This is a genomic window from Sphingopyxis sp. CCNWLW2, assembly GCF_037095755.1.
In the GTDB taxonomy this organism is placed as follows: Bacteria; Pseudomonadota; Alphaproteobacteria; order Sphingomonadales; family Sphingomonadaceae; genus Sphingopyxis.
On sequence record NZ_JBAWKJ010000002.1, the window covers coordinates 498,372 to 517,902 of the forward strand.

Below are 19,531 nucleotides of genomic sequence, written 5' to 3' on the forward strand. Positions count from 1 at the left end.
GTCGCGGACCTTTGCCGCCTTGTCTTGTATGACCGGCCCTATAGGACGAAGCCATGACACAGCAAAGCCCCGATCCCTTGCTCGACCCGAACCGCGCGCCCACGCTTGCGGGTGTCGAACGCGCCGCGGCGAAAGTCGCTGCATTGCTGCCGCAAACACCGCTGCTGCCGCTCGATGTCGACGGCAAGACCATCTGGTGCAAGGCCGAATGCCTGCAGCCCGTCGGCGCGTTCAAGATCCGCGGCGCCTGGCACCGATTGTCCGACCTCACGCCCGAACAAGCGGCGGCGGGTGTCGTCGGCGTGTCGAGCGGCAATCACGCGCAGGGCGTCGCCTGGGCGGCGAAGCGGCTCGGGATCAAGGCGACGATCGTCATGCCAAGCAATGCGCCGGCAATGAAGCTCGCCGCGACGCGCCAATTGGGCGCCGAAGTCGTGCTTTATGACCGCGTTACCGAATCGCGCGATGCGGTCGCGGCAAAATTACTCGAACAGCGCGGCGGGACGCTTGTCCATGCTTATGGCGATCCGTGGATCATCGAGGGGCAGGGCAGCGCCGGGACCGAAGCAAAGGCGCAAATGGCCGCGCGCGGTGTTGGCGGTCCCGACAAGGTTATTGCCTGCTGCGGCGGCGGCGGTCTTTCAGCCGGGCTCGCGCTCGCGCTGCCCGACGCGGAAATCATCGCGGTCGAGCCGGAGGGCTGGGACGATGTGACGCGCAGCCTCGCCGCCGGCGAAATCCTGTCGGTCGAGGACATGGCCTATCCCACCGAGTGCGACGCGCTCCAAACCCCCGAAACCTGGCCGATCAACTTCGCGGTGTTACAGGCGCGCGGGGTGCGCGGTGTCGTCGTGACGCGCAGCGAAGTGCGCCACGCGATGCGGACGGTGTTTGAGAAACTGCATCTCGTTGTCGAGCCCGGCGGCGCAGCGGCACTCGCCGCCGTGCTGGCGGGCAAGGTGCCGCTGACCGACGCGACGCTCGTCACCCTGTCGGGCGGCAATGTCGACCCGTTGAAGTTTGCGGAAATCATCACCGAATAGGCTGGCGGATACTTATCCGCGCCCGAGCGTTTGAACGGGGAAGGAGAAGCATGATGCAAAAGAGTGCAATTTTGGCGAGCGCCGCGGCGCTGGTGCTGTTGGCCGGCTGTGAAAAGGCCGAGGCGCCCGCGCCTGCGCCGACCGATGCGACGACGACCGAGGTTCCGGTCGAAACCGCGCCGCCCGAAGGCGCAGAGGCGACCGATCCCGCGACCGCGCCGCATCGCTTCGCGAGCTGGGCGGGCAAATGGACCGGGGTCGAGGGCATGTACGCCACGATCACTCCCGCCGCGCCGGGCAAATACAAGCTCGAAATGCAGTCGGATCTCGACACCAAGGGAACCTATGACGGCGAGGACAGCGAGCATGGCATCAAGTTCAAGCGCGGCACCGAGGAACTGAGCCTGCACCGCGGCAGCGGCGATGAAACCGGCCTCAAATATCTCGCCGGCAAGAAGGAATGCCTGATCGTCAAGACCGGCGAGGGTTATTGCCGCGACTAGCAACTAACTTCGTCCTTCCCGCGAAGGCGGGAATGACGAGGAAAGAATTTCGCCCATGTCGCCGGATTGTCATCGAACCGGCACGGAAATCGCATGAAAGCCTGCCATGCGCGGCCCCGGATCAACATTGTCCGGGGAACCCATTCGCATGGCCAGCCAACCCAATCGCAAGATCGCCGCCGCCGTCGTTCGTGAGGATGGCGAGCAGAAACAACGCCTGCTCGACCGCGCTTTTGTGCTGGCGTTCAAGGGCCTCGTCTATGCCCAGATATGGGAAGACCCGGTGGTCGACATGGAGGCGCTGGCGATCGAGCGGGGCAACCGGATCGCGACGATCGCGAGCGGCGGCTGCAACGTCTTCTCCTATCTGACCGTCGACCCGGCGGAGATTGTCGCAGTCGACCTCAACACCGCGCACGTCGCGCTCAACAATCTGAAACGCGTCGCGATCCAGCGTCTGCCCGATCATGCCAGCCTGCGCCGCTTTTTTGCCGACGCCGACAGCAGCGGCAATATCGCCGATTATCGCGCCTTCGTCCGCCCGCACCTCGACGAGACGACCCGGCGCTATTGGGAGGGCCGCGACTTCGTCGGGCGCCGCCGGATCAACGGCTTCGCGCACGGGCTTTATAAGCGCGGATTGCTCGGCAGCTTTATCGGGCTCGCGCATCTGGTTGCACGGATGCACCGCATCGATCCGCGCCAGTTCCTCGAAGCGAAGACGATCGAGGAACAGCGCATGATTTTCGAGACGAAGCTGGCGCCCTTCTTCGACCGCAAGTTCATCCGTTGGGTTACCGACCAGCGCTCGTCGTTGTTCGGGCTGGGCATTCCGCCCGCGCAATATGACGCGCTGGCCGACGGGAAGCCGATGGCCGATGTCCTGCGCGGTCGCCTCGAAAAGCTGACCTGCGACTTCCCGCTCGAGGACAATTATTTCGCGTGGCAGGCCTTTGGCCGCGGCTATGGCAAGCACGCGGCCGCGTCGTTGCCGCCCTATCTGCAGACCGTCCATTATGCGGCCGTCAAGGCGCGTGCCGGGCGGGTCACGATGCTCCACGCGAACATGACCGACATGCTGGCCGCCGCCGACGCCGCGAGCTTCGACCGCTATATCTTCCTCGACGCACAGGACTGGATGAGCGACGCGCAACTGACCGCGCTGTGGAGTGAGGTCACCCGCACGGCGCGGCCCGGCGCGCGCGTGCTCTTCCGTACCGCCGCCGAACCGACCCTGCTTCCCGGGCGGCTTCCCGACGATCTGCTAGGGCGGTGGGATTATCGCGCCGCCGAATCGCTCGATTACACGCGGCGCGACCGCTCGGCCATTTATGGCGGGGTCCATCTCTATATCTTGAAAGGCTGATGCCATGACCGGGGGGGAGGGGCACGCCGCACGCATGGACGGCGTCTATCGCGGTCAGCGCCATATATATGATTTGACGCGCAAATATTATCTGCTGGGGCGCGACCGGCTGATCGACGAGCTGACGCCGCCGGTCGGGGGGCATGTGCTCGAAATCGGCTGCGGCACCGGGCGCAACCTGATCGCAGCGGCGCGCTGCTGGCCGGGCGCGAAATTCCATGGCATCGATATTTCGGAAGAAATGCTGAAGACCGCGCGCGCCGCGATCGCCCACGCGGGGCTGACACAAAGGGTGAGCGTGGCGCAGGCCGACGCGACGGGTTTCGACCCGAACGCGCTGTTCCGCACCGCCAGTTTCGACCGCATCTTTCAAAGCTATACGCTGTCGATGATCCCCGACTGGCAAGGCGCGATCCGTGAAGCGATACGCCACCTGTCGACCTATGGATCGCTGCACATCGTCGATTTCGGGCAGCAGGAGGATATGCCCGACTGGTTCCGCGGCGCGCTGTTCGCCTGGCTCGCGCGCTTTCATGTCGAACCGCGCGCGCTGTTGGTCGAAGCCGCGCGCGAGGCCGCGAACGATGCCGGCGCGCGGCTCGCAGTGACGCGGCTCTATCGCGGCTATGCCTGGGCCCTGCGGCTTGAGAAACGGCCGCGCTAGTCTTGCCAAGCGGCGCAACAGCTGCTCCTCTGGTGCTGGGAGGCGCGATGACCGATATGATCTTACCGGCAGGGCCCGCCGAACTGGCGTCGGTTGCCGAAACACTGGCGCAGGCGTTTCAGACCGACCCCGCGCTATCGTGGATTTTGCCCGACCCCGATCATCGCGCCCGCGCGCTCCATAGCCTGTTTCGGACCCTCGTTCCTGCCGATGCCCGTGCCGGGGTGGCGCTGCGCTCGCCGGGCGACGAGGCGGCCGCGCTCTGGCGGGCGCCGGGGCAGGCGCATAGTGGTACGTTAGAATTTCTGCGCACCGTCATCCCGCTCGTCACGACCTTCGGCACTGCTTTGTCGCGCGGGCTGAAGGTGCAGGGCAGCATCGATGCGCACCGGCCCAAGGGGCGTTTCTGGTATCTCCATTATGTCGGCGTCCGCCGCGGACATCAGGGCAAGGGGCATGGCGGGCGGATCATCCGTGCGCAAACCGCGGTTGCCGATGCCGAAGGTCTACCCTGTTGGCTGGAGACCGCGACGCCCGAAAATGTCCCGCTCTACGAGCGGCTGGGCTTTGTTACGCAAGCCCAATGGGACGTGCCCGGCGGCCCGCATTTCTGGGGCATGATGCGCCCGACACCCTGATCGATCAGGACGCCGGGCGCGTCGCGTTGAAGGAAAAGGCGATATCCACCCCGGCGGCGATCGCGTCGGTCGCGGCCCATTCGCCCTGACCGACGCCGAACGCAGTGCGGTCGATGCGCGCGGTTCCGGCAACCCGCGCGCGGTCGCCGTCGATGCGCAGCGTGAAGCGCAGCGTCGCGGGCTTGCTGGCGCCGCGCAGGTCGAGCGTGCCGCGCGCCTCATATTTATCCCCGCCAAGATGGCGGATGTCGCGCGCGCTAAAGACCGCGCTCGGATGCGCGCCGACATCGAAGAAATCGCTGCTCTTCAGCGAATCGTCGCGCTGCCCGTCGCCGGTGTCGGCCGAAGCAAGGTCGACCGTGACGCGAATGGTCGATTTGGCGAGATCGTCAGGGCTGAAGCGGATCGCGGCGCGCCAGCGATCGAAACGGCCATCGACCGCTTCGCCGTTCCAGCGTGCCGTAAAGCCGAGCCGTCCGCCCGATGCGACCGTCCAGTCGGCGAGCGGCTGGGCCGTCTCTTCGGGCGCTTCCTCTGTCGCTTCGATGGCAGTTGTTTCGTCATCCTTCGTCACGGGAGCGACGGCCGCTGTAGTCGGGGTAGCGACCGGCGGCGGGGACGCCTTTTCGGCGGCGGGCCGCACCCGTTCGGGATAGATCGTCTGGCCGGCGACAAAGGCGGCGCCGACAAGCGCCAGCGCGCCGATGGCGACCCCCGCCGCCTTGCGGCGCGCAAAGGGGATCATTCGCTGGAGTTCGGGCTTGCCGAGCAGCCATTGGTGACGCAGCGCCCCCGCGATATGAAGCGCGAACAGCCCGATCGCGAGCCACGCCATGCCGCCGTGGATCGATTCCGCGGGTTCGTGCCAGCTCCGGTCAACGGGCAGGTGCGGCCAGGGGATAAGGCCGTAGAGCAAAGTCGGCACCTGAACCCGCGCGGTTGAGACGAGCAGCCATCCCGTGATCGGCCCTAGGATCATCACCAGATAGAAAAGCCAGTGTACCGTACTGGCGAGCGCGCGTGTCCATGCCGGGCCGTCGGATGCGGGCGGACGCGATGTGAACAGGCGAGCCGCTAGACGGGCGAGGCTGAGCAGCAGGATCGTGATGCCGACCGATTTGTGCAGCTGGTAGCGCGCGAACAATTCGGGGCTGTTGTTCCCCTCGAGCGCCCAGCCGAGCGCGATCTGGAATGCCAGCAACAGCGCGATGAGCCAGTGAAGCGTGATGGCGGTATAGCTATAACGCTGTGTCGGCATGACAATCTTTCGCGACCGGGGAGGGGATTCGGCCTCCACCCTATCGCGTCATGCCGACCTTGTCGAAGGGTGCGCTAATCGTCGAAACCGACGAAGCGCACCGCGTCATCGACGTTCTTGCGGTTGGACACGACCGCGTTGGCCGGGAAATCGGCATCGGGCCAGCCCATCGCGACGCAGATCATAATAACCTGATCGTCGGGGATGCACGCATGTTCGCGCACAACGGGGCTTTGCATGATGCCCTGGCTGTTGATCACGCAGCCGAGCCCGCGCGACCAGGCCGCGTTGACGAGCGCATTGGTGACGGCACCGCAGTCGAACGGCGCGATGTCGCTGCCGAGCAGGACGCGATCATAGGTGACGACGATGCTGACCGGCGCGTCGAACTGGCGAAAACCGCGGAGCACCCAGTCCTGCCGCGCATCCTTGTCGTCGCGCGCGATGCCCATCGCGCCGAACAGCTGTTTCGCGATCTCGATCTGGCGGGCGCGATGGTCGTCGGCGATGCCGTCGAAGCGGCGAAATTCACGGCTGTCGGGCTTGCCCGCCAGAATGCCGTCGGTGTTGCCCCGGCGGATCGCCGCGAGCGGTTCGCCGGTGACGACCGAGAAATTCCAGCACTGGTTGTTGAACGACGAGGGCGCGCGCATCGCGACCTCGAGAATCTCGGCGATCAGCGCTTTCGGCACAGGCTTGTCGAGGAAACCGCGGATCGAGCGGCGTCCGACGACGACGTCATCGAAACCGGGTGCGCCCGTCACGCCGCCTTCTGAAGCTGCAGTTCGAGCCGATCCCAGATCTCGACCAGCGCGCTCGTCAGCTCGCGCATCATCGCCTCGTCATGGGCCGGGCCCGGGGTGAAGCGCAGGCGTTCGGTGCCGCGCGGCACGGTCGGGAAATTGATCGGCTGCACATAGACGCCATATTCGGCGAGCAGGATGTCGCTGATCTTCTTCGCGCGCACCGGGTCGCCGACCATCAGCGGGACGATATGCGTCGTCGAATCCATCACCGGCAGGCCGGCGTCGCGGAAGCATTGCTTGAGGTAAGCTGCGGCTTCCTGCTGCGCGTCGCGCTCGACGCTCGACGACTTCAGGTGCCGCACGCTGGCGAGCACGCCCGCGACGAGCACCGGCGACAGGCTGGTCGTGAAGATGAAGCCCGGCGCATAGCTGCGGATCACGTCGATGATATTTTTGTCGGCGGCGATATAGCCGCCCATCACGCCGAAAGCCTTGCCCAGCGTGCCTTCGATGATGGTGATACGGCTCGCGGCTTCGTCGCGATCGCTGATGCCACCGCCGCGTGGGCCGTACATGCCGACCGCATGGACTTCGTCGCAATAGGTCAGCGCGTTATATTTTTCTGCAAGGTCGCAGATCGCGTGAAGCGGAGCGACGTCGCCGTCCATCGAATAGACGCTTTCGAACGCGATCAGCTTCGCCGCCTCGGGATCGTCGGCCGCGAGCAGTTCCTCGAGGTGGGCGAGGTCGTTGTGGCGCCACACGCGCTTTTCGCAGCCCGAGTTGCGGATGCCCGCGATCATCGAGGCGTGGTTGAGCTCGTCCGAATAGATGATGCAGTTCGGGAGCAGCTTGCCGAGCGTGCCGAGCGTCGCCTCGTTCGAGATATAGCCCGAGGTGAAGAGCAGCGCGCCATCCTTGCCGTGCAGGTCGGCGAGCTCATGCTCGAGATCGATATGATAATGGGTGTTGCCGCCGATGTTGCGCGTCCCGCCCGAACCCGCGCCGACGTCGTGCAGCGCGCCTTCCATCGCCTCGATGACCTTGGGATGCTGGCCCATCGCGAGATAGTCGTTCGAGCACCAGACGGTAATCGGTTTCGGCCCGTTATGGCCGGCAAAGCAGCGCGCGTTCGGAAAAGCACCGCGATTGCGCAGGATGTCGATGAAGACGCGGTAGCGCCCTTCTTCATGCAGCCGGTCGATTGCCCGAGCGAAGATATCGTAATAGTTCACGTTTCAGCCCCGCAGTCAGGTGCTAATGCAGCTGTCGAGCCGCTCCCTCCGGCGGCACGTAACAGGCGGGCCAATAACGCCGAATCTGGCTGAAATCCAGTGCGAACGATTCGCAACTTATGGGACAAATTGTCCTATCAGATCGTCTCGATCGACCCGATGCCATAGGGGGCCAGCGCGGCGAGCGGCGGGGGCGGGCGGTCGTCGCTCCGCGTGAAGACCGCGACACCGGGGGCGGCCGCGGCGGGCCAGGGCTGGCCTTCGGTCAGATGGGCGATGCGCCGTGCGATGCCCGCGGCGCCGTCGATCAGGGTCACCCCGGGGCCCGCTGCCGCCTGCAGTTCGTCCTGCAACAACGGAAAATGCGTGCAGGCGAGGACGATCACGTCGATCCGGTCGCCCCCCGGCTGGTCGCGCAGGCCCGCAATCGCGCGGACGATCACCTCCGGATCGACCGTCTCGCCGCACAGCTTCGCCTCGGCACCGGTAACCAGACCCGGGCTGCCATGGCGCAGCACGGTCTTGCCGGCGGCAAACCTGGCACTAAGATCGTCGACATAGGGCTGGCGGACCGTTGCCTCGGTGCCGAGCACGCCAATGACGCCGCTTTTGGTGAGTTCGGCCGCCGGCTTGATCGCCGGCACCGTCCCGACGATCGGCAGGTCGAGTGCGGCGCGAACATGCGCAAGCGCGATCGTCGAGGCGGTGTTGCACGCAATGACCGCGAGCCGCGGCTGATAGCGTTCAACGAGGCGCCCAAGCAACGCGGGGACCCGCGCGGCGAGTTCCTCGTTGCTCTTCTTGCCATAGGGCAGCCCGGCATAGTCGGCGGCATAGACGATCGGGGCAGTCGGGAGCAGCGCGCGTGTCGGACCCAGCACGGTGAGCCCGCCAAGGCCGCTGTCGAAGAAGAGAATGGGGGCGTCGGGCGCGGGAGCGTTCATGGGCTTTCGCCTAGCAGCGACCGGAGGGGCACTCAATGGGGCGCCGGATGGGCACCGTGTTCGTCCGATTTGGTTGCCACTCTTGCCGAATCCATTGATTGATTCCGGTAACGGCGCCACATTGATCCAAAGCGAGCGGGGAACGTCATGACTTTATATTTGCTGATTGCCGCGGGCTATCTGTTGGGATCGATCCCGTTCGGCGTGATCCTGACGCGCATGTTCGGCGCGGGCGACCTGCGCCAGATCGGGTCGGGCAATATCGGCGCGACCAATGTGCTGCGGACCGGGCGCAAGGGACTGGCGGCGGCAACGCTGATCCTCGACGGCGCAAAGGGCGCGGTGGCGGTGCTGCTCGCGCGCCATTTCGTCCCCGAACTCGGCGACCATGCGGCGATGATCGCGGGCGCCGCGGCGATGATCGGCCATTGCTATCCGGTGTGGCTGAAGTTCCGCGGCGGGAAGGGCGTTGCGACATTGCTGGGCCTTGCGCTTGCGCTCGCCTGGCCGATCGGGCTGGTGTTCGCCGTCGTGTGGATCGGCACCGTCTTGTTGCTGCGTATCTCATCGCTCGGCGGGATGCTCGGCGCGGTGTCGGCACCGATCGCCGCGCTCGCCTTCGGCCATCAGGTCTATGCCATCGGCCTCGCGGGCCTCGCGGTCATCGTGCTGTGGCGCCACCGCGAAAATATCGCACGGCTGCGTGCCGGGACCGAGCCGAGGGTCGGCGGAAAGAAGGCCGCGCCTGAAGGAGCCGGCGGAGCGTGACGCACGCCGAGCGGCTGGCGCGGCTGCGGCTGATCCGCACGCCGCATGTCGGCCCAGTCAGCTGGCATCAGCTCATGCTGCGCTTCGGGTCGGGCGAGGCCGCGCTCGATGCGCTGCCCGATCTCGCCCTGCGCGGCGGGGCAGGGAAGGCGCGCATCGCACCGGTCGAGGCCGCCGAGCGTGAGATCGAGCGCGTGGCCCAATTGAGCGCGCGCCATATTTTCAGCGACGAGGATGATTATTCGCCGATGCTGCGCGAGGTCGAGGGCGCGCCGCCCGTCGTCGTCGTGCGCGGCGATACGGCGATGCTGCGGCGCCCATGCGTTGCGATCGTCGGCGCGCGCAATGCCTCGGCGATCGCATGCCGCTTCGCGCGCCAGCTCGCGGCCGATCTGGCGGCGCGCGACGTGACCGTGGTTAGCGGGCTCGCCCGCGGCGTCGACACCGCTGCGCATATCGGCGCGCTCGGCGGATCGACCGTAGGCGTCATCGCCAGCGGAATCGACATTGCCTTTCCGCCCGAAAATGCCGTGCTGCAGGAAAAGATCGCGAGCGACCAGTTGCTGATCGCCGAGCAACCGCCGGGAACCGAGCCGCTCGCGCGCCACTTCCCGTCGCGTAATCGCATCATCGCCGGGGTCGCGCACGGAACGGTGGTGATCGAGGCGGCGCCCAAATCGGGATCGCTGATCACCGCGCGGCGGGCCGGTGATTACGGGCGCGAGGTGATGGCGGTGCCGGGCTCGCCGCTCGACCCGCGCGCGCAGGGCTGCAATATGCTGATCCGCGAAGGCGCGACGCTGATCCAGACGGTCGACGATGTGCTGGAGGCGGTCGGACCGATCGATACGCGAATGGTGCGCGAGCCGGTGCAACGCTACGCCGCCGCGCCCGCGCCGGTCGACGCGGGCGAGGGTGAACGCCGGTCGCTGGTCGATCTGCTCGGCCCGACGCCGGTCGCGGTCGACGAGTTGGTGCGACAATCCGGGCAGGACGCCTCGACGGTGCAGCTGCTCTTGCTCGAACTCGAACTGGCGGGCCGTGTCGAGCGCCATGCGGGCGCGAAGATCTCGCTCGTGTGATCCGGCGCTCGATACATCATCCGCAGCGTTGGCAAATATGACGCGGACAGACACATCCTGCCCGCCGACTTCGAATGGCAGAGCGATTGACGAAAAATCCGGCTTGACGGGATCAAGCGATCCCCGCCACCCTCGCGCGTAATCGGGCGAAGGGGAAATTCGGTAAATGCAATATGATGCGCGTTTGCTCGTCCCCACTTTGCGGCGGGCATGGGATATGGCGGTCGCCATGCCGGGCACCGTTTTGGTCGCCTGGCTGGCAACCGCGGTTGCAGGGATTGCGTCGGATGTTGCCATGGAGCGGATGGGCGGCAACGGAAGCGGAATCCTGATCGTCTATGGCATTGCCATCACCTTCGTTCAGGTCTGGATCACCCGCGAAGCCTTTGCGCAGGCAGGGATTGTGTCTGCCATGTCGGTCGCCAATTCGCTGAGCGTCTATTTGCAGGGCCTGTTGGTCGGGCTCGGCGTGTTGCTGGGGCTCGTCCTGCTGGTTTTGCCCGGGCTCTATGTCTTTGCGCGCTGGTATCTCGCCAGCGCGTTGCTCGTGCGCGACGAGGGCGGCCGCCGCGCGGCGATGCAGCGAAGCTGGGATATGCTTGCGGTGCATTGGCCCGCGGCGCTTGGCGTCGGGTTGATCCTGTTCGCGCTATCGGTGGCGCCGTTGGCGGCCGAGCTCGCGGCGCCGGCCCTGGCGGCCGAATATGGGTTTGGGTGGCTGGTGGCGACGAATCTGGCCGCGGCGATCGGTATTGTGGGGAGCTATCTGGCCGCGGTGTGTCTGCTCTTGAATATCGAACAGCCCGCTTCGACGTTACAGGAAATTTTCGGTTGACGCAGCGCCCCTCGGCGCCACCCTCACGCGTACGTACGTAAGGGACAGCTAGGACTAAAGGTTTTTCATGCAATTGGTAATTGTGGAATCGCCCGCAAAGGCGAAGACGATCGAGAAATATCTGGGACGCGACTTCAAGGTGCTGGCGTCCTATGGCCATGTCCGCGATCTGCCGCCCAAGGACGGGTCGGTCGATCCCGACGACGGCTTCGCGATGCAGTGGCAGCTCTATCCCGACAAGACGAAGCGGATGAAGGAAATCCAGGATGCGGCGAAGACGGCCGATCGCCTGATCCTCGCGACCGACCCTGATCGCGAAGGTGAAGCGATCAGCTGGCATGTGCAGGAATTGCTGCGCAGTAAAAAGGCGCTGCCGCAAGAGGTCGACCGCGTCACCTTCAACGCGATCACCAAGGATGCGGTGCTCACCGCGATGGCGCATCCGCGCGCGCTCGACGACGATCTGATCGATGCCTATCGCGCCCGCCGCGCGCTCGACTATCTCGTCGGCTTCACCCTGTCGCCGGTGCTGTGGCGCAAGCTGCCCGGCGCCAAATCGGCGGGCCGTGTCCAGTCGGTGACGCTGCGCATGATCGTCGAACGCGAGCGCGAAATCGAAGCCTTTGTTGCGCAGCAATATTGGTCGATCACGGGCCTGTTCGAAATGTCGGGCACGCCGTTCAAGGCGCGCCTTGCGCAATGGCGCGGCGACAAGATCGAGCGGCTGTCGATCACCAGCGAGGCCGATGCACGCGCCGCCGAAGCCGATGTGAAGGCGGGGCATTTCACCGTCGATGCGGTCGAGACCAAGCCGCTGACGCGCAATCCGCCGCCGCCCTTCACGACGTCGACGCTGCAACAGGAAGCCGCGCGCAAGCTGGGCTTTTCCGCCAGCCACACGATGCGTGTCGCGCAGGGGCTCTATGAAGACGGCGCGATCACTTACATGCGTACCGACGGCGTCCAGATGGACGGCGCCGCGATCAGCGCGGCGCGCGCCGCCATCGCAAACCGCTATGACGGCGGCTACGTCCCCGACAAGCCGCGCATCTATCAGACCAAGGCAAAAAATGCCCAGGAGGCCCACGAGGCGATCCGTCCGACCGACTTTTCAAAGGACAAGGCGGGCAGCGGCGATCATGCGCGGCTTTACGAACTGATCTGGAAGCGCGCGATGGCAAGCCAGATGGCTTCCGCGCGACTGGAGCGGACGAGCATCGACCTCGCCGACGGCACCGGAAAGACGGTGATGCGGGCGACCGGACAGGTCATCAAATTCCCCGGCTTTCTGGCGCTGTATGACGAAGGCCGCGACGACAGCAACGACGATGACGACGCGCGCTTGCTGCCCGCGATGACCAAAGGCGATGCACCCGCGAAGACAGGGGTCGAGGTCGAAAGCCACGAGACCCAGCCGCCGCCGCGCTATTCCGAAGCCAGCATGGTCAAGAAGATGGAAGAGCTGGGGATTGGGCGCCCGTCGACTTGGGCCGCGATCCTGCAGGTTCTGAAGGATCGCGCCTATGTGACGGTCGAGAAGAATCGCTTCATTCCGGAAGAAAGCGGGCGGTTGCTGACCGCGTTCCTCGAGCGCTTTTTTGCGCGCTATGTCGAATATGACTACACTGCGGGGCTCGAGGAAGAGCTCGACGATGTGTCAGGCGGCCGCGCGCAGTGGCAGGCGGTTCTCGAACGCTTCTGGCGCGACTTCAAGCCGCGCACGGGCGAGGTGATGGAGCAGAAGCCGTCGGAGATTACTGCGGCGCTCGACGAATTCCTCGGCCCCTATCTCTTCCCCGACAAGGGCGACGGCAGCGACCCGCGCATCTGCCCCAATTGCGGCACCGGCAAGCTGGCGCTGCGCGGCGGCAAGTTCGGACCGTTCATCGCGTGCAGCAATTATCCCGACTGCAAGTTCACGCGCAAATTCGCGCAGCCGGGCGGCAATGGCGAGGCCGACACCGGTCCCGAGGCGATGGGCACCGATCCCGAATCCGGGCTGGAAGTGACCAAGCGCAGCGGACGCTTCGGTCCCTATATCCAGCTCGGCGACGGCAAGGAGGCGAAGCGTTCGTCGATCCCGAAGGATATCCCGGGCGAGGATTTCGATCTCGACTATGCGATCAGGCTCTTGAACCTGCCGCGCGAGGTCGGGACGCATCCCGAAAGCGGCAAGACCATCATGGCGGGGCTGGGGCGCTACGGCCCGTACCTTCTCCACGACGGCAAATATGCGAAGCTGACGGGCACCGCCGAGATCTTTGACATCGGCATGAACGCCGCGGTCGTGCGCATCGCCGAAGCGGCAGCCGGCGGCGGGCGCGGGCGCACCAAGGCCGAGCCGCTCAACACCTTCGGCCCGCATCCGACGAGCGGCGGCGAGATGAAGCTGATGGAAGGACGCTTCGGGCCTTATGTGACCGACGGCACGACCAATGCGACGCTGCCCAAGAGCGCCGATCCGGCGACCTTGACGCTCGAAGAGGCGATCGCGCTGATCGACGCGCGCGCCGCGAAGGGCCCGGCGAAGGGCAAGAAAAAGGCCGCGCCGAAGAAGGCGGCCGCGAAGAAAGCCCCGGCCAAGAAGGCGCCTGCAAAGAAGGCTCCGGCAAAGAAGGCGGCCGAGTAGCAACGGGTTGAAGCGTCGCCCCAGCGAAAGCTGGGACCGCTGGCGGCGAGGCGCGCCGTTGACGATCCCAGCTTTCGCTGGGATGACGACTGCAATCGGTCATGTTAGGGTGGCGCATCGGGGAGAACATCGATGCGCCACTTCTACGCCGTGATATTGTTCGTGATGTCGGCGCTTTCCTTGCCCGCTGCGGCACAACAATCCCGATATCTCATCTCCGCCCAGCCGATGACCGACGCGCCGCCGGGCATACAGGCGTGGCGCGTGCAATATTGGACCACCAACGGCAATGGCCAACGCTTCGCCGTCACCGGCATCGTCGCTGCGCCGATGGAGGCGATCCCGGCGCGCCCACGCCGCGTGATCGCCTGGACCCACGGCGCGTGGGGCGTCGCCGAGAAATGCGCGCCGTCGCTCAGCCCGGACTTCTTTGCCTATAGCGCGGGAATGAACGCGGTTCGCAGCGGTTATGTCGTCGTCGCGCCCGACTATATCGGCCTTGCCAGTCCGACGATGCATCCTTTCCTCGTGGGGGCCGACACCGCCAACGCGGTTCTCGACGCCGTGCGCGCGGCGCGCGAGATTCCCGGCGCGGCGGCGGGCAGCAACTTTGCCGTCTGGGGAGAATCGCAAGGCGGCCACGCCGCGCTGTGGACCGCGACCGCTGCACGCTCCTATGCGCCCGACCTGACGCTGGTCGCCACGGCAGCAGCCGCGCCGCCCACCGACCTCGCCGCCAATCTGCGCGAGGGGAGCGACAAGAATGCGCGCGCGCTCTTGCTGTCCTTCGCACTGCATAGCTGGTCGACGCTATATGGCTTCTCGATGGACGGCATCACCAACCGCACGAACCAGGGCATCATCACCCGGCTGGCGCAGAATAATTGCGTCGCCTTCAACAAGAAGCCCAAGCTCGGCACGATCCTTGGCATCCTCACCATCGCCCGCGCGACGAAAAACAAGGACATCGCGAAGATCGAGCCCTTCGGCTCCTTCGCACGCACCAACAGCGTCGATCCCGCACGCGTGCCCGGACCGCTGCTGATCGCGCAGAGCCGCAACGACACGATTGTCGCGCCCGCGGTCACGCGCAAATTCGCCAAGGCGGTGTGCAGGCGCGGAACGCCGCTGCGCTGGATCGACATGACGGGAGATCATGGCGCAAGCGCGCGCGAAAGTTCGCAGGAAACGATCGGCTGGATCACCTCGCGCTTCGACGGCAACACGCCGCCCAACGATTGTCGGCGGACATAGCGACTAGCGGAAGGTGTCCGGATCCACGGGCGGCTTACGGTTGAACCATGCGATGGAATCGGCACGGAACAGCATGTAGGTCGCAGCGCCTTGAATGACGGTGATGACGAGCGCCACGCCCAGTGAGATACCCTGCGGCCCGAGCGGGTTGCTGAGGTTGCTCAGCATCGAAATCAGGCCGATGACGAAAAAGGCGGTCAGAATCCATTTGGCAATTTTGCTCGCCCGCGCCGAAATGAAATACCAGATGATCAGGTTGAGGATCATCCCGATGGCGAAGGATGCGATGAGAAAGCCCGTTCCAAAGCCGGTCGCTGCGAATTCCGGCGCGCGGGCGATCTTAGCCGACATATCGCTCCACGCGAACAGGAAGTTCAGTACGCCAAGCGCCAGCGATACCAGGAAAAGGCGGTCGAATAATATGATGGAATCGGGTTTGGTCATTTTCTAGCCCCCTCACTTCGTTCTCAATCGACCCAGTCGAGCCCCATGTCGCGATAGACGCCGCGGTCTTCGTCCCAGTTCGCCTTGACCTTTACGTGCAGGAACAGGTGCACCTTGCGCCCCAACAGCTCGGTCAGCTCGGCGCGCGACTTGCTGCCGATCTCCTTGATCCGCTCGCCCTTGTGGCCGAGGATGATTGCGCGCTGGTTGTCGCGTGCGACGAGGATCTGCTGGTGAATTTCGGCGCTGCCGTCGGGGCGCGTCGTGAATTTCTCGGTCTCGACCGTTGACTGATACGGCAGCTCTTCGTGGAGCTGGCGATAGAGCTGCTCGCGCGTAATCTCGGCCGCGAGCATGCGTTCGGGGGCGTCGCTGACCTCGTCCTCGGGGAAATGCCACGGCCCCTCGGGCATCAGCTTCGCCAGCGTCGCCTTGAGTTCGGGCACGCCGTCGCCGGTGCTCGCCGAGATGAAGAAGGTTTCGTCGAAGGCGACCCGCTCGTTGAGCTGCGTCGCGATCGTCAGCAATTTGTCCTTCTTGGTCAGATCGACCTTGTTGAGAACAAGGAACTTCTTCTCGGGCCGTCCCTCGATCCCCTGCAGCACGCGTTCGGCGCGCTCGCCGAGCTTCGCCGCGGCATCGATCATCACGAGGATCGCCTCGGCCTGGTCAAGGCTGTTCCACGCGGCGGCGACCATCGCGCGGTCGAGCCGGCGGGTGGGGGCGAAGATACCCGGCGTGTCGATCAGGACGATCTGCGTTTCGCCGTCCATCGCGACGCCCATCAACCGCGTGCGCGTCGTCTGCGCCTTCGGACTGACGATCGCGACCTTCTGGCCGACGAGCGCGTTGACGATCGTCGATTTGCCCGCGTTGGGCGCGCCGACGACGGCGACAAATCCGCAACGGTGGGTCATTCCTTTAATCCTTCGAGTTCGGCGAGCAACGCGGCCGCTGCCGCCTTTTCCGCTGCCTGTTTTGATGCGCCTTCGGCTTCGGCGCGCGCGAGCTTGCCGATGCTGACCGCGATACGGAAGCGCGGCGCATGGTCGGGGCCTTCGCGCGCGATGATTTCATATTCGGGCGGGCGGCGCTTGCGCGCCAGCGCCCACTCCTGCAGCGCGGCCTTCGGGTGTTTCGGCGCCGCCTGCTGCCCGTCGATCATCTCGCCCCAATGCGCCAGGATGAAGCGGCGCGCGGCGTCGGCGCCCTGATCGAGATACAGCGCGCCGATCAGCGCCTCGATCGCATCGGCGGCGATATTGTCGCTATACCGTCCGCCATCGTTGCGCGCCTGCGCGCCGAAGCGGACGAGGTCGGTGAGTTTCAGCCGCTGCGCGATCGCGGCGCAGGTTGCGCCCGATGCGAGCACGTGCAGCCGCGACGACATCTCGCCCTCGCTGGCCGAGGGAAAGCGCGTGTAGAGTTCGGAGGCGATGACGAGCCCGAGCACGCGGTCGCCGAGGAATTCGAGCCGCTGATAATCGGCGCGCCCGGTGCTGCCGTGCGTCAGCGCCAGATCGTAGAGCGCCGGGTCGTCCGGGGTGCAGCCGATGATCTCGGCGAGCGCCCCGGTGTCGAGAGGATCGTTCAAAAACCTTCCCCGATGCGGCCCCAGCGCGCCGCGGTGAACCAGCTGACCGGGTTGATCCAGCTCGCCGAGCCGTCGGTCGAGAACATGCCGACGAGCGCGTGGCCGACCAGATTTTCCTCCGGCACCAGCCCGATGCCCTGATTTTCCATCGCGGGGAAACGGCTGTCGGCGCTGCGGTCGCGGTTGTCGCCCATCAGGAACAGATGGCCCGCGGGCACGACGACGAGCGGGGTATTGTCCTCGGGGATCGTCGTGATGTCGAGGATGTTATAGCTTTTGCCGCTAGGCAGCGTTTCCTTGAACTGCTTGTAACGGCACTGGCGCTGGCCGTCGGCAGCGATTTCCTCGAACTCGGGCGAATAGCAGGGCAGCGTGCCCGTCATGCGCGAGGCTTCGACCATGTTCGGGGTCACCGGGATGACGAAATCGGCGATGGCTTCGCGCTTCAGCGGCTTGCCGTTCAGCCAAACGATGCCCTCTTTCACCTGCACGCTGTCGCCGGGCAGGCCGATGACGCGCTTGATATAATCATTGTCGGCGACCGGCGGCGCCTTGAACACGACGACGTCGCCGCGTTCGGGGGTGCGCGCGAAAATCCGGCCCGGGATCAGCGGCGCGCTGAACGGCAGGCTGTATTTCGAATAGCCATAGGCCATCTTGTTAACGAGCAGATAGTCTCCGATGAGCAGCCGCGGCTGCATCGATTCCGACGGGATGTTGAACGGCGACAGGAAAAAGCTGCGAAAAATCAGCACCGCGATCGCGAGCAGCGCGAGGAAACGGACGGTGTCGACCGCCTCTTCCTTGGCGGACACCGGTGCCGGAGTCGGGGACGACGGCGCGGGTCCGGTCGGGGGCGTGACATCGGCGGTAAAGCTGGCATTGGTCATGCCGCGCATTGGCGATGAATAGGTTGCCACGTCAAGCAAATATCGGCGGACGACACTGGCGCGCGGGGGACGGCAGGCTTAGAGAAAGTCCGCGATTCACTCCCCTTCGAGGACAATAGACGATGACAACCGCATCCGACGCCTGGCAGGCCCTTTCGAACTGGCAGCCGCAGAAGCTGACCGATCTGGTCGCCGCCGACCCCGAAATGCGCCTGCAGGCGCTGGTGCGGAGCGTCGCCGACATCCGCTTCGACTTTGCCAAGACGCACCTCGATACGGCGGCTGTCGACATTCTCTCGGGCCTTGCCGATGCGCAGGATTTCGCCGGCCGGCGCAAGACGCTTTTCTCGGGCGGCATCGCCAACCCGACCGAAGACCGCGCCGCCGAGCATAGCGCCGAACGCGGCGACGGCGCGCCGGATTCGGTCCACGCCGCGCAGGCGCTGCATCAGCGGATGCGGATGATGATCGACGCGATCGAGGCGGGTGCGTTCGGCGAGATCCGGCACCTGCTCCACATCGGCATCGGCGGATCGGCGCTCGGTCCCGATTTGCTCATCGACGCGCTCGGCCGCCACAGCGACCGTTATGACGTCGCGGTGGTTTCGAACGTCGACGGCGCCGCGCTCGACGAGGTCTTCGCCAAATTCAGCCCCGAACATACGCTGGTCGCGGTGGCGTCGAAAACCTTCACCACCACCGAAACCTTGCTCAACGCCAATTCGGCGCTGCTCTGGCTCGAAGAGGCCGGGGTCGCCGATCCGCTCGGCCGCTTCATCGCGCTGACCGCGAAGCCCGAACGCGCGATCGAGTGGGGCATCGATGAAACGCGCATCCTGCCGTTCAACGAAAGCGTTGGCGGACGCTATTCGCTCTGGTCGTCGATCGGCTTTCCCGCCGCGCTCGCGCTCGGCTGGGACGCTTTTGCCGACCTGCTCGAGGGCGCGGCCGAAATGGACCGCCATTTCCGCCTCGCCGACGGCGCCGACAATATCTGCCTGCTCGCTGCCTTCGCCGACCAGATTTATGCGAACCGGCTCGGCTGCCAGACGCGCGCGGTCTTTGCCTATGACGAACGGCTGCGGCTGCTTCCCGATTATCTGCAACAGCTCGAAATGGAATCGAACGGCAAGTCGGTCACGTTGGACGGCCAGCCGGTCGGGCGCGAGAGCGCGCCGATCACCTGGGGCGGCGTCGGCACCGACGCCCAGCATGCGGTATTCCAGCTGCTGCATCAGGGGACGCACCTGACCCCGGTCGAGTTCGTCGTCGCGCGCGAACCCGACCATCTGCTCGACGACGCGCATCACGAAACGCTCGTCGCAAACTGCATCGCGCAGGGGGCGGCGTTGATGACGGGACGCGCGAGCGAGGATGGTGCGCGCAATTATCCCGGCGATCGCCCCTCGACGACGATTCTGCTCGATCAGGTCACGCCGCGCAGCCTCGGCGCGCTGATCGCCTTCTACGAGCATCGCGTGTTCGCCAATGCGGTGCTGCTCGGCATCAACCCGTTCGACCAGTTCGGGGTCGAGCTGGGCAAGGAAATGGCGAAGGGCCTTGCCGAAGGAACGGTCGAATTCGACGCAGCAACGCAGGCGCTGATGAAGGCCGCACTCGGCGAATAGCCCTCCGCTC

The 19,531-nt window shown here is 65.5% G+C and carries 19 protein-coding genes; 11 read left to right on the forward strand and 8 right to left on the reverse strand.

Going from position 1 to position 19,531, the window contains the following annotated elements; translation table 11 throughout:
* Positions 1–53: 53 nt before the first annotated feature.
* The 5 genes from V8J55_RS13490 (at position 54) to V8J55_RS13510 (ending at position 4,214) form a co-directional block, all read left to right on the forward strand.
* On the forward strand, positions 54–1,043 hold the full coding sequence (locus V8J55_RS13490) for a threonine ammonia-lyase (protein ID WP_336446144.1): 990 nt from the start codon (positions 54–56) through the stop codon (positions 1,041–1,043).
* A gap of 53 nt (positions 1,044–1,096) precedes the next feature.
* A complete protein-coding gene (locus tag V8J55_RS13495; protein WP_336446145.1) occupies positions 1,097–1,546 on the forward strand; it encodes a hypothetical protein in 450 nt (149 codons plus the stop codon).
* A 148-nt stretch (positions 1,547–1,694) separates the two neighbouring features.
* Positions 1,695–2,912, forward strand: a complete 1,218-nt coding sequence (locus tag V8J55_RS13500) for a DUF3419 family protein (protein ID WP_336446146.1) — start codon at positions 1,695–1,697, stop codon at positions 2,910–2,912.
* A gap of 4 nt (positions 2,913–2,916) precedes the next feature.
* Positions 2,917–3,576, forward strand: coding sequence for a class I SAM-dependent methyltransferase (locus V8J55_RS13505; protein WP_336446147.1), 660 nt, complete (start codon positions 2,917–2,919; stop codon positions 3,574–3,576).
* 47 nt (positions 3,577–3,623) lie between these two features.
* Complete coding sequence (locus V8J55_RS13510) at positions 3,624–4,214, forward strand: GNAT family N-acetyltransferase (RefSeq protein ID WP_336446148.1); 591 nt, start codon at positions 3,624–3,626, stop codon at positions 4,212–4,214.
* Between the two features lie 4 nt (positions 4,215–4,218).
* Here V8J55_RS13510 and V8J55_RS13515 read toward each other — a convergent pair whose 3' ends face one another.
* The 4 genes from V8J55_RS13515 to murI all read right to left on the reverse strand — a co-directional run bounded on the left by V8J55_RS13515 (position 4,219) and on the right by murI (position 8,397).
* Positions 4,219–5,472: a YceI family protein gene (locus tag V8J55_RS13515; RefSeq protein WP_336446149.1), complete on the reverse strand. Its 1,254-nt coding sequence runs from the start codon at positions 5,470–5,472 to the stop codon at positions 4,219–4,221.
* A gap of 74 nt (positions 5,473–5,546) precedes the next feature.
* Positions 5,547–6,236: a nitroreductase gene (locus tag V8J55_RS13520; protein WP_336446150.1), complete on the reverse strand. Its 690-nt coding sequence runs from the start codon at positions 6,234–6,236 to the stop codon at positions 5,547–5,549.
* Positions 6,233–7,453: a 5-aminolevulinate synthase gene (hemA, locus tag V8J55_RS13525; RefSeq protein ID WP_336446151.1), complete on the reverse strand. Its 1,221-nt coding sequence runs from the start codon at positions 7,451–7,453 to the stop codon at positions 6,233–6,235. The genes V8J55_RS13520 and hemA overlap by 4 nt, the downstream gene beginning before the upstream one ends.
* 137 nt (positions 7,454–7,590) lie before the next feature.
* Entirely contained in the window at positions 7,591–8,397 is an 807-nt protein-coding gene (gene murI, locus V8J55_RS13530; RefSeq protein WP_336446152.1) for a glutamate racemase, read from the reverse strand.
* Positions 8,398–8,544: 147 nt separating this feature from the next.
* Between murI and plsY the strand changes: the two genes are divergently transcribed.
* The 5 genes from plsY (at position 8,545) to V8J55_RS13555 (ending at position 14,965) form a co-directional block, all read left to right on the forward strand.
* Complete coding sequence (plsY, locus tag V8J55_RS13535; RefSeq protein ID WP_336446153.1) at positions 8,545–9,165, forward strand: glycerol-3-phosphate 1-O-acyltransferase PlsY; 621 nt, start codon at positions 8,545–8,547, stop codon at positions 9,163–9,165.
* On the forward strand, positions 9,162–10,247 hold the full coding sequence (gene dprA, locus V8J55_RS13540; RefSeq protein WP_336446154.1) for a DNA-processing protein DprA: 1,086 nt from the start codon (positions 9,162–9,164) through the stop codon (positions 10,245–10,247). Before plsY ends, dprA begins: the two co-directional genes overlap by 4 nt.
* A 166-nt stretch (positions 10,248–10,413) precedes the next feature.
* Positions 10,414–11,082 (forward strand): hypothetical protein, encoded by a 669-nt coding sequence (locus V8J55_RS13545; RefSeq protein ID WP_336446155.1) that lies wholly within the window; start codon positions 10,414–10,416, stop codon positions 11,080–11,082.
* A 67-nt stretch (positions 11,083–11,149) separates the two neighbouring features.
* Complete coding sequence (gene topA / locus V8J55_RS13550) at positions 11,150–13,711, forward strand: type I DNA topoisomerase (RefSeq protein WP_336446156.1); 2,562 nt, start codon at positions 11,150–11,152, stop codon at positions 13,709–13,711.
* Between the two features lie 132 nt (positions 13,712–13,843).
* On the forward strand, positions 13,844–14,965 hold the full coding sequence (locus tag V8J55_RS13555) for an alpha/beta hydrolase (protein ID WP_336446157.1): 1,122 nt from the start codon (positions 13,844–13,846) through the stop codon (positions 14,963–14,965).
* A 3-nt stretch (positions 14,966–14,968) separates the two neighbouring features.
* On the opposite strand, the gene V8J55_RS13560 is transcribed toward V8J55_RS13555, so the two are convergent.
* Genes V8J55_RS13560 through lepB form a run of 4 tightly spaced genes read right to left on the reverse strand, consistent with a single transcriptional unit; the run spans position 14,969 to position 17,818 of the window.
* Positions 14,969–15,409: a hypothetical protein gene (locus V8J55_RS13560; RefSeq protein WP_336446158.1), complete on the reverse strand. Its 441-nt coding sequence runs from the start codon at positions 15,407–15,409 to the stop codon at positions 14,969–14,971.
* A 23-nt stretch (positions 15,410–15,432) separates the two neighbouring features.
* On the reverse strand, positions 15,433–16,326 hold the full coding sequence (gene era, locus V8J55_RS13565; RefSeq protein WP_336446159.1) for a GTPase Era: 894 nt from the start codon (positions 16,324–16,326) through the stop codon (positions 15,433–15,435).
* The gene (gene rnc, locus V8J55_RS13570; RefSeq protein WP_336446160.1) at positions 16,323–17,003 is read right to left on the reverse strand and encodes a ribonuclease III; all 681 of its coding nucleotides are present in this window, start codon (positions 17,001–17,003) and stop codon (positions 16,323–16,325) included. The genes era and rnc overlap by 4 nt, the downstream gene beginning before the upstream one ends.
* Positions 17,000–17,818: a signal peptidase I gene (gene lepB, locus V8J55_RS13575; protein ID WP_336446878.1), complete on the reverse strand. Its 819-nt coding sequence runs from the start codon at positions 17,816–17,818 to the stop codon at positions 17,000–17,002. The genes rnc and lepB overlap by 4 nt, the downstream gene beginning before the upstream one ends.
* A gap of 197 nt (positions 17,819–18,015) precedes the next feature.
* Between lepB and pgi the strand changes: the two genes are divergently transcribed.
* Positions 18,016–19,521 (forward strand): glucose-6-phosphate isomerase, encoded by a 1,506-nt coding sequence (gene pgi / locus V8J55_RS13580; protein ID WP_336446161.1) that lies wholly within the window; start codon positions 18,016–18,018, stop codon positions 19,519–19,521.
* Positions 19,522–19,531 lie beyond the last annotated feature (10 nt).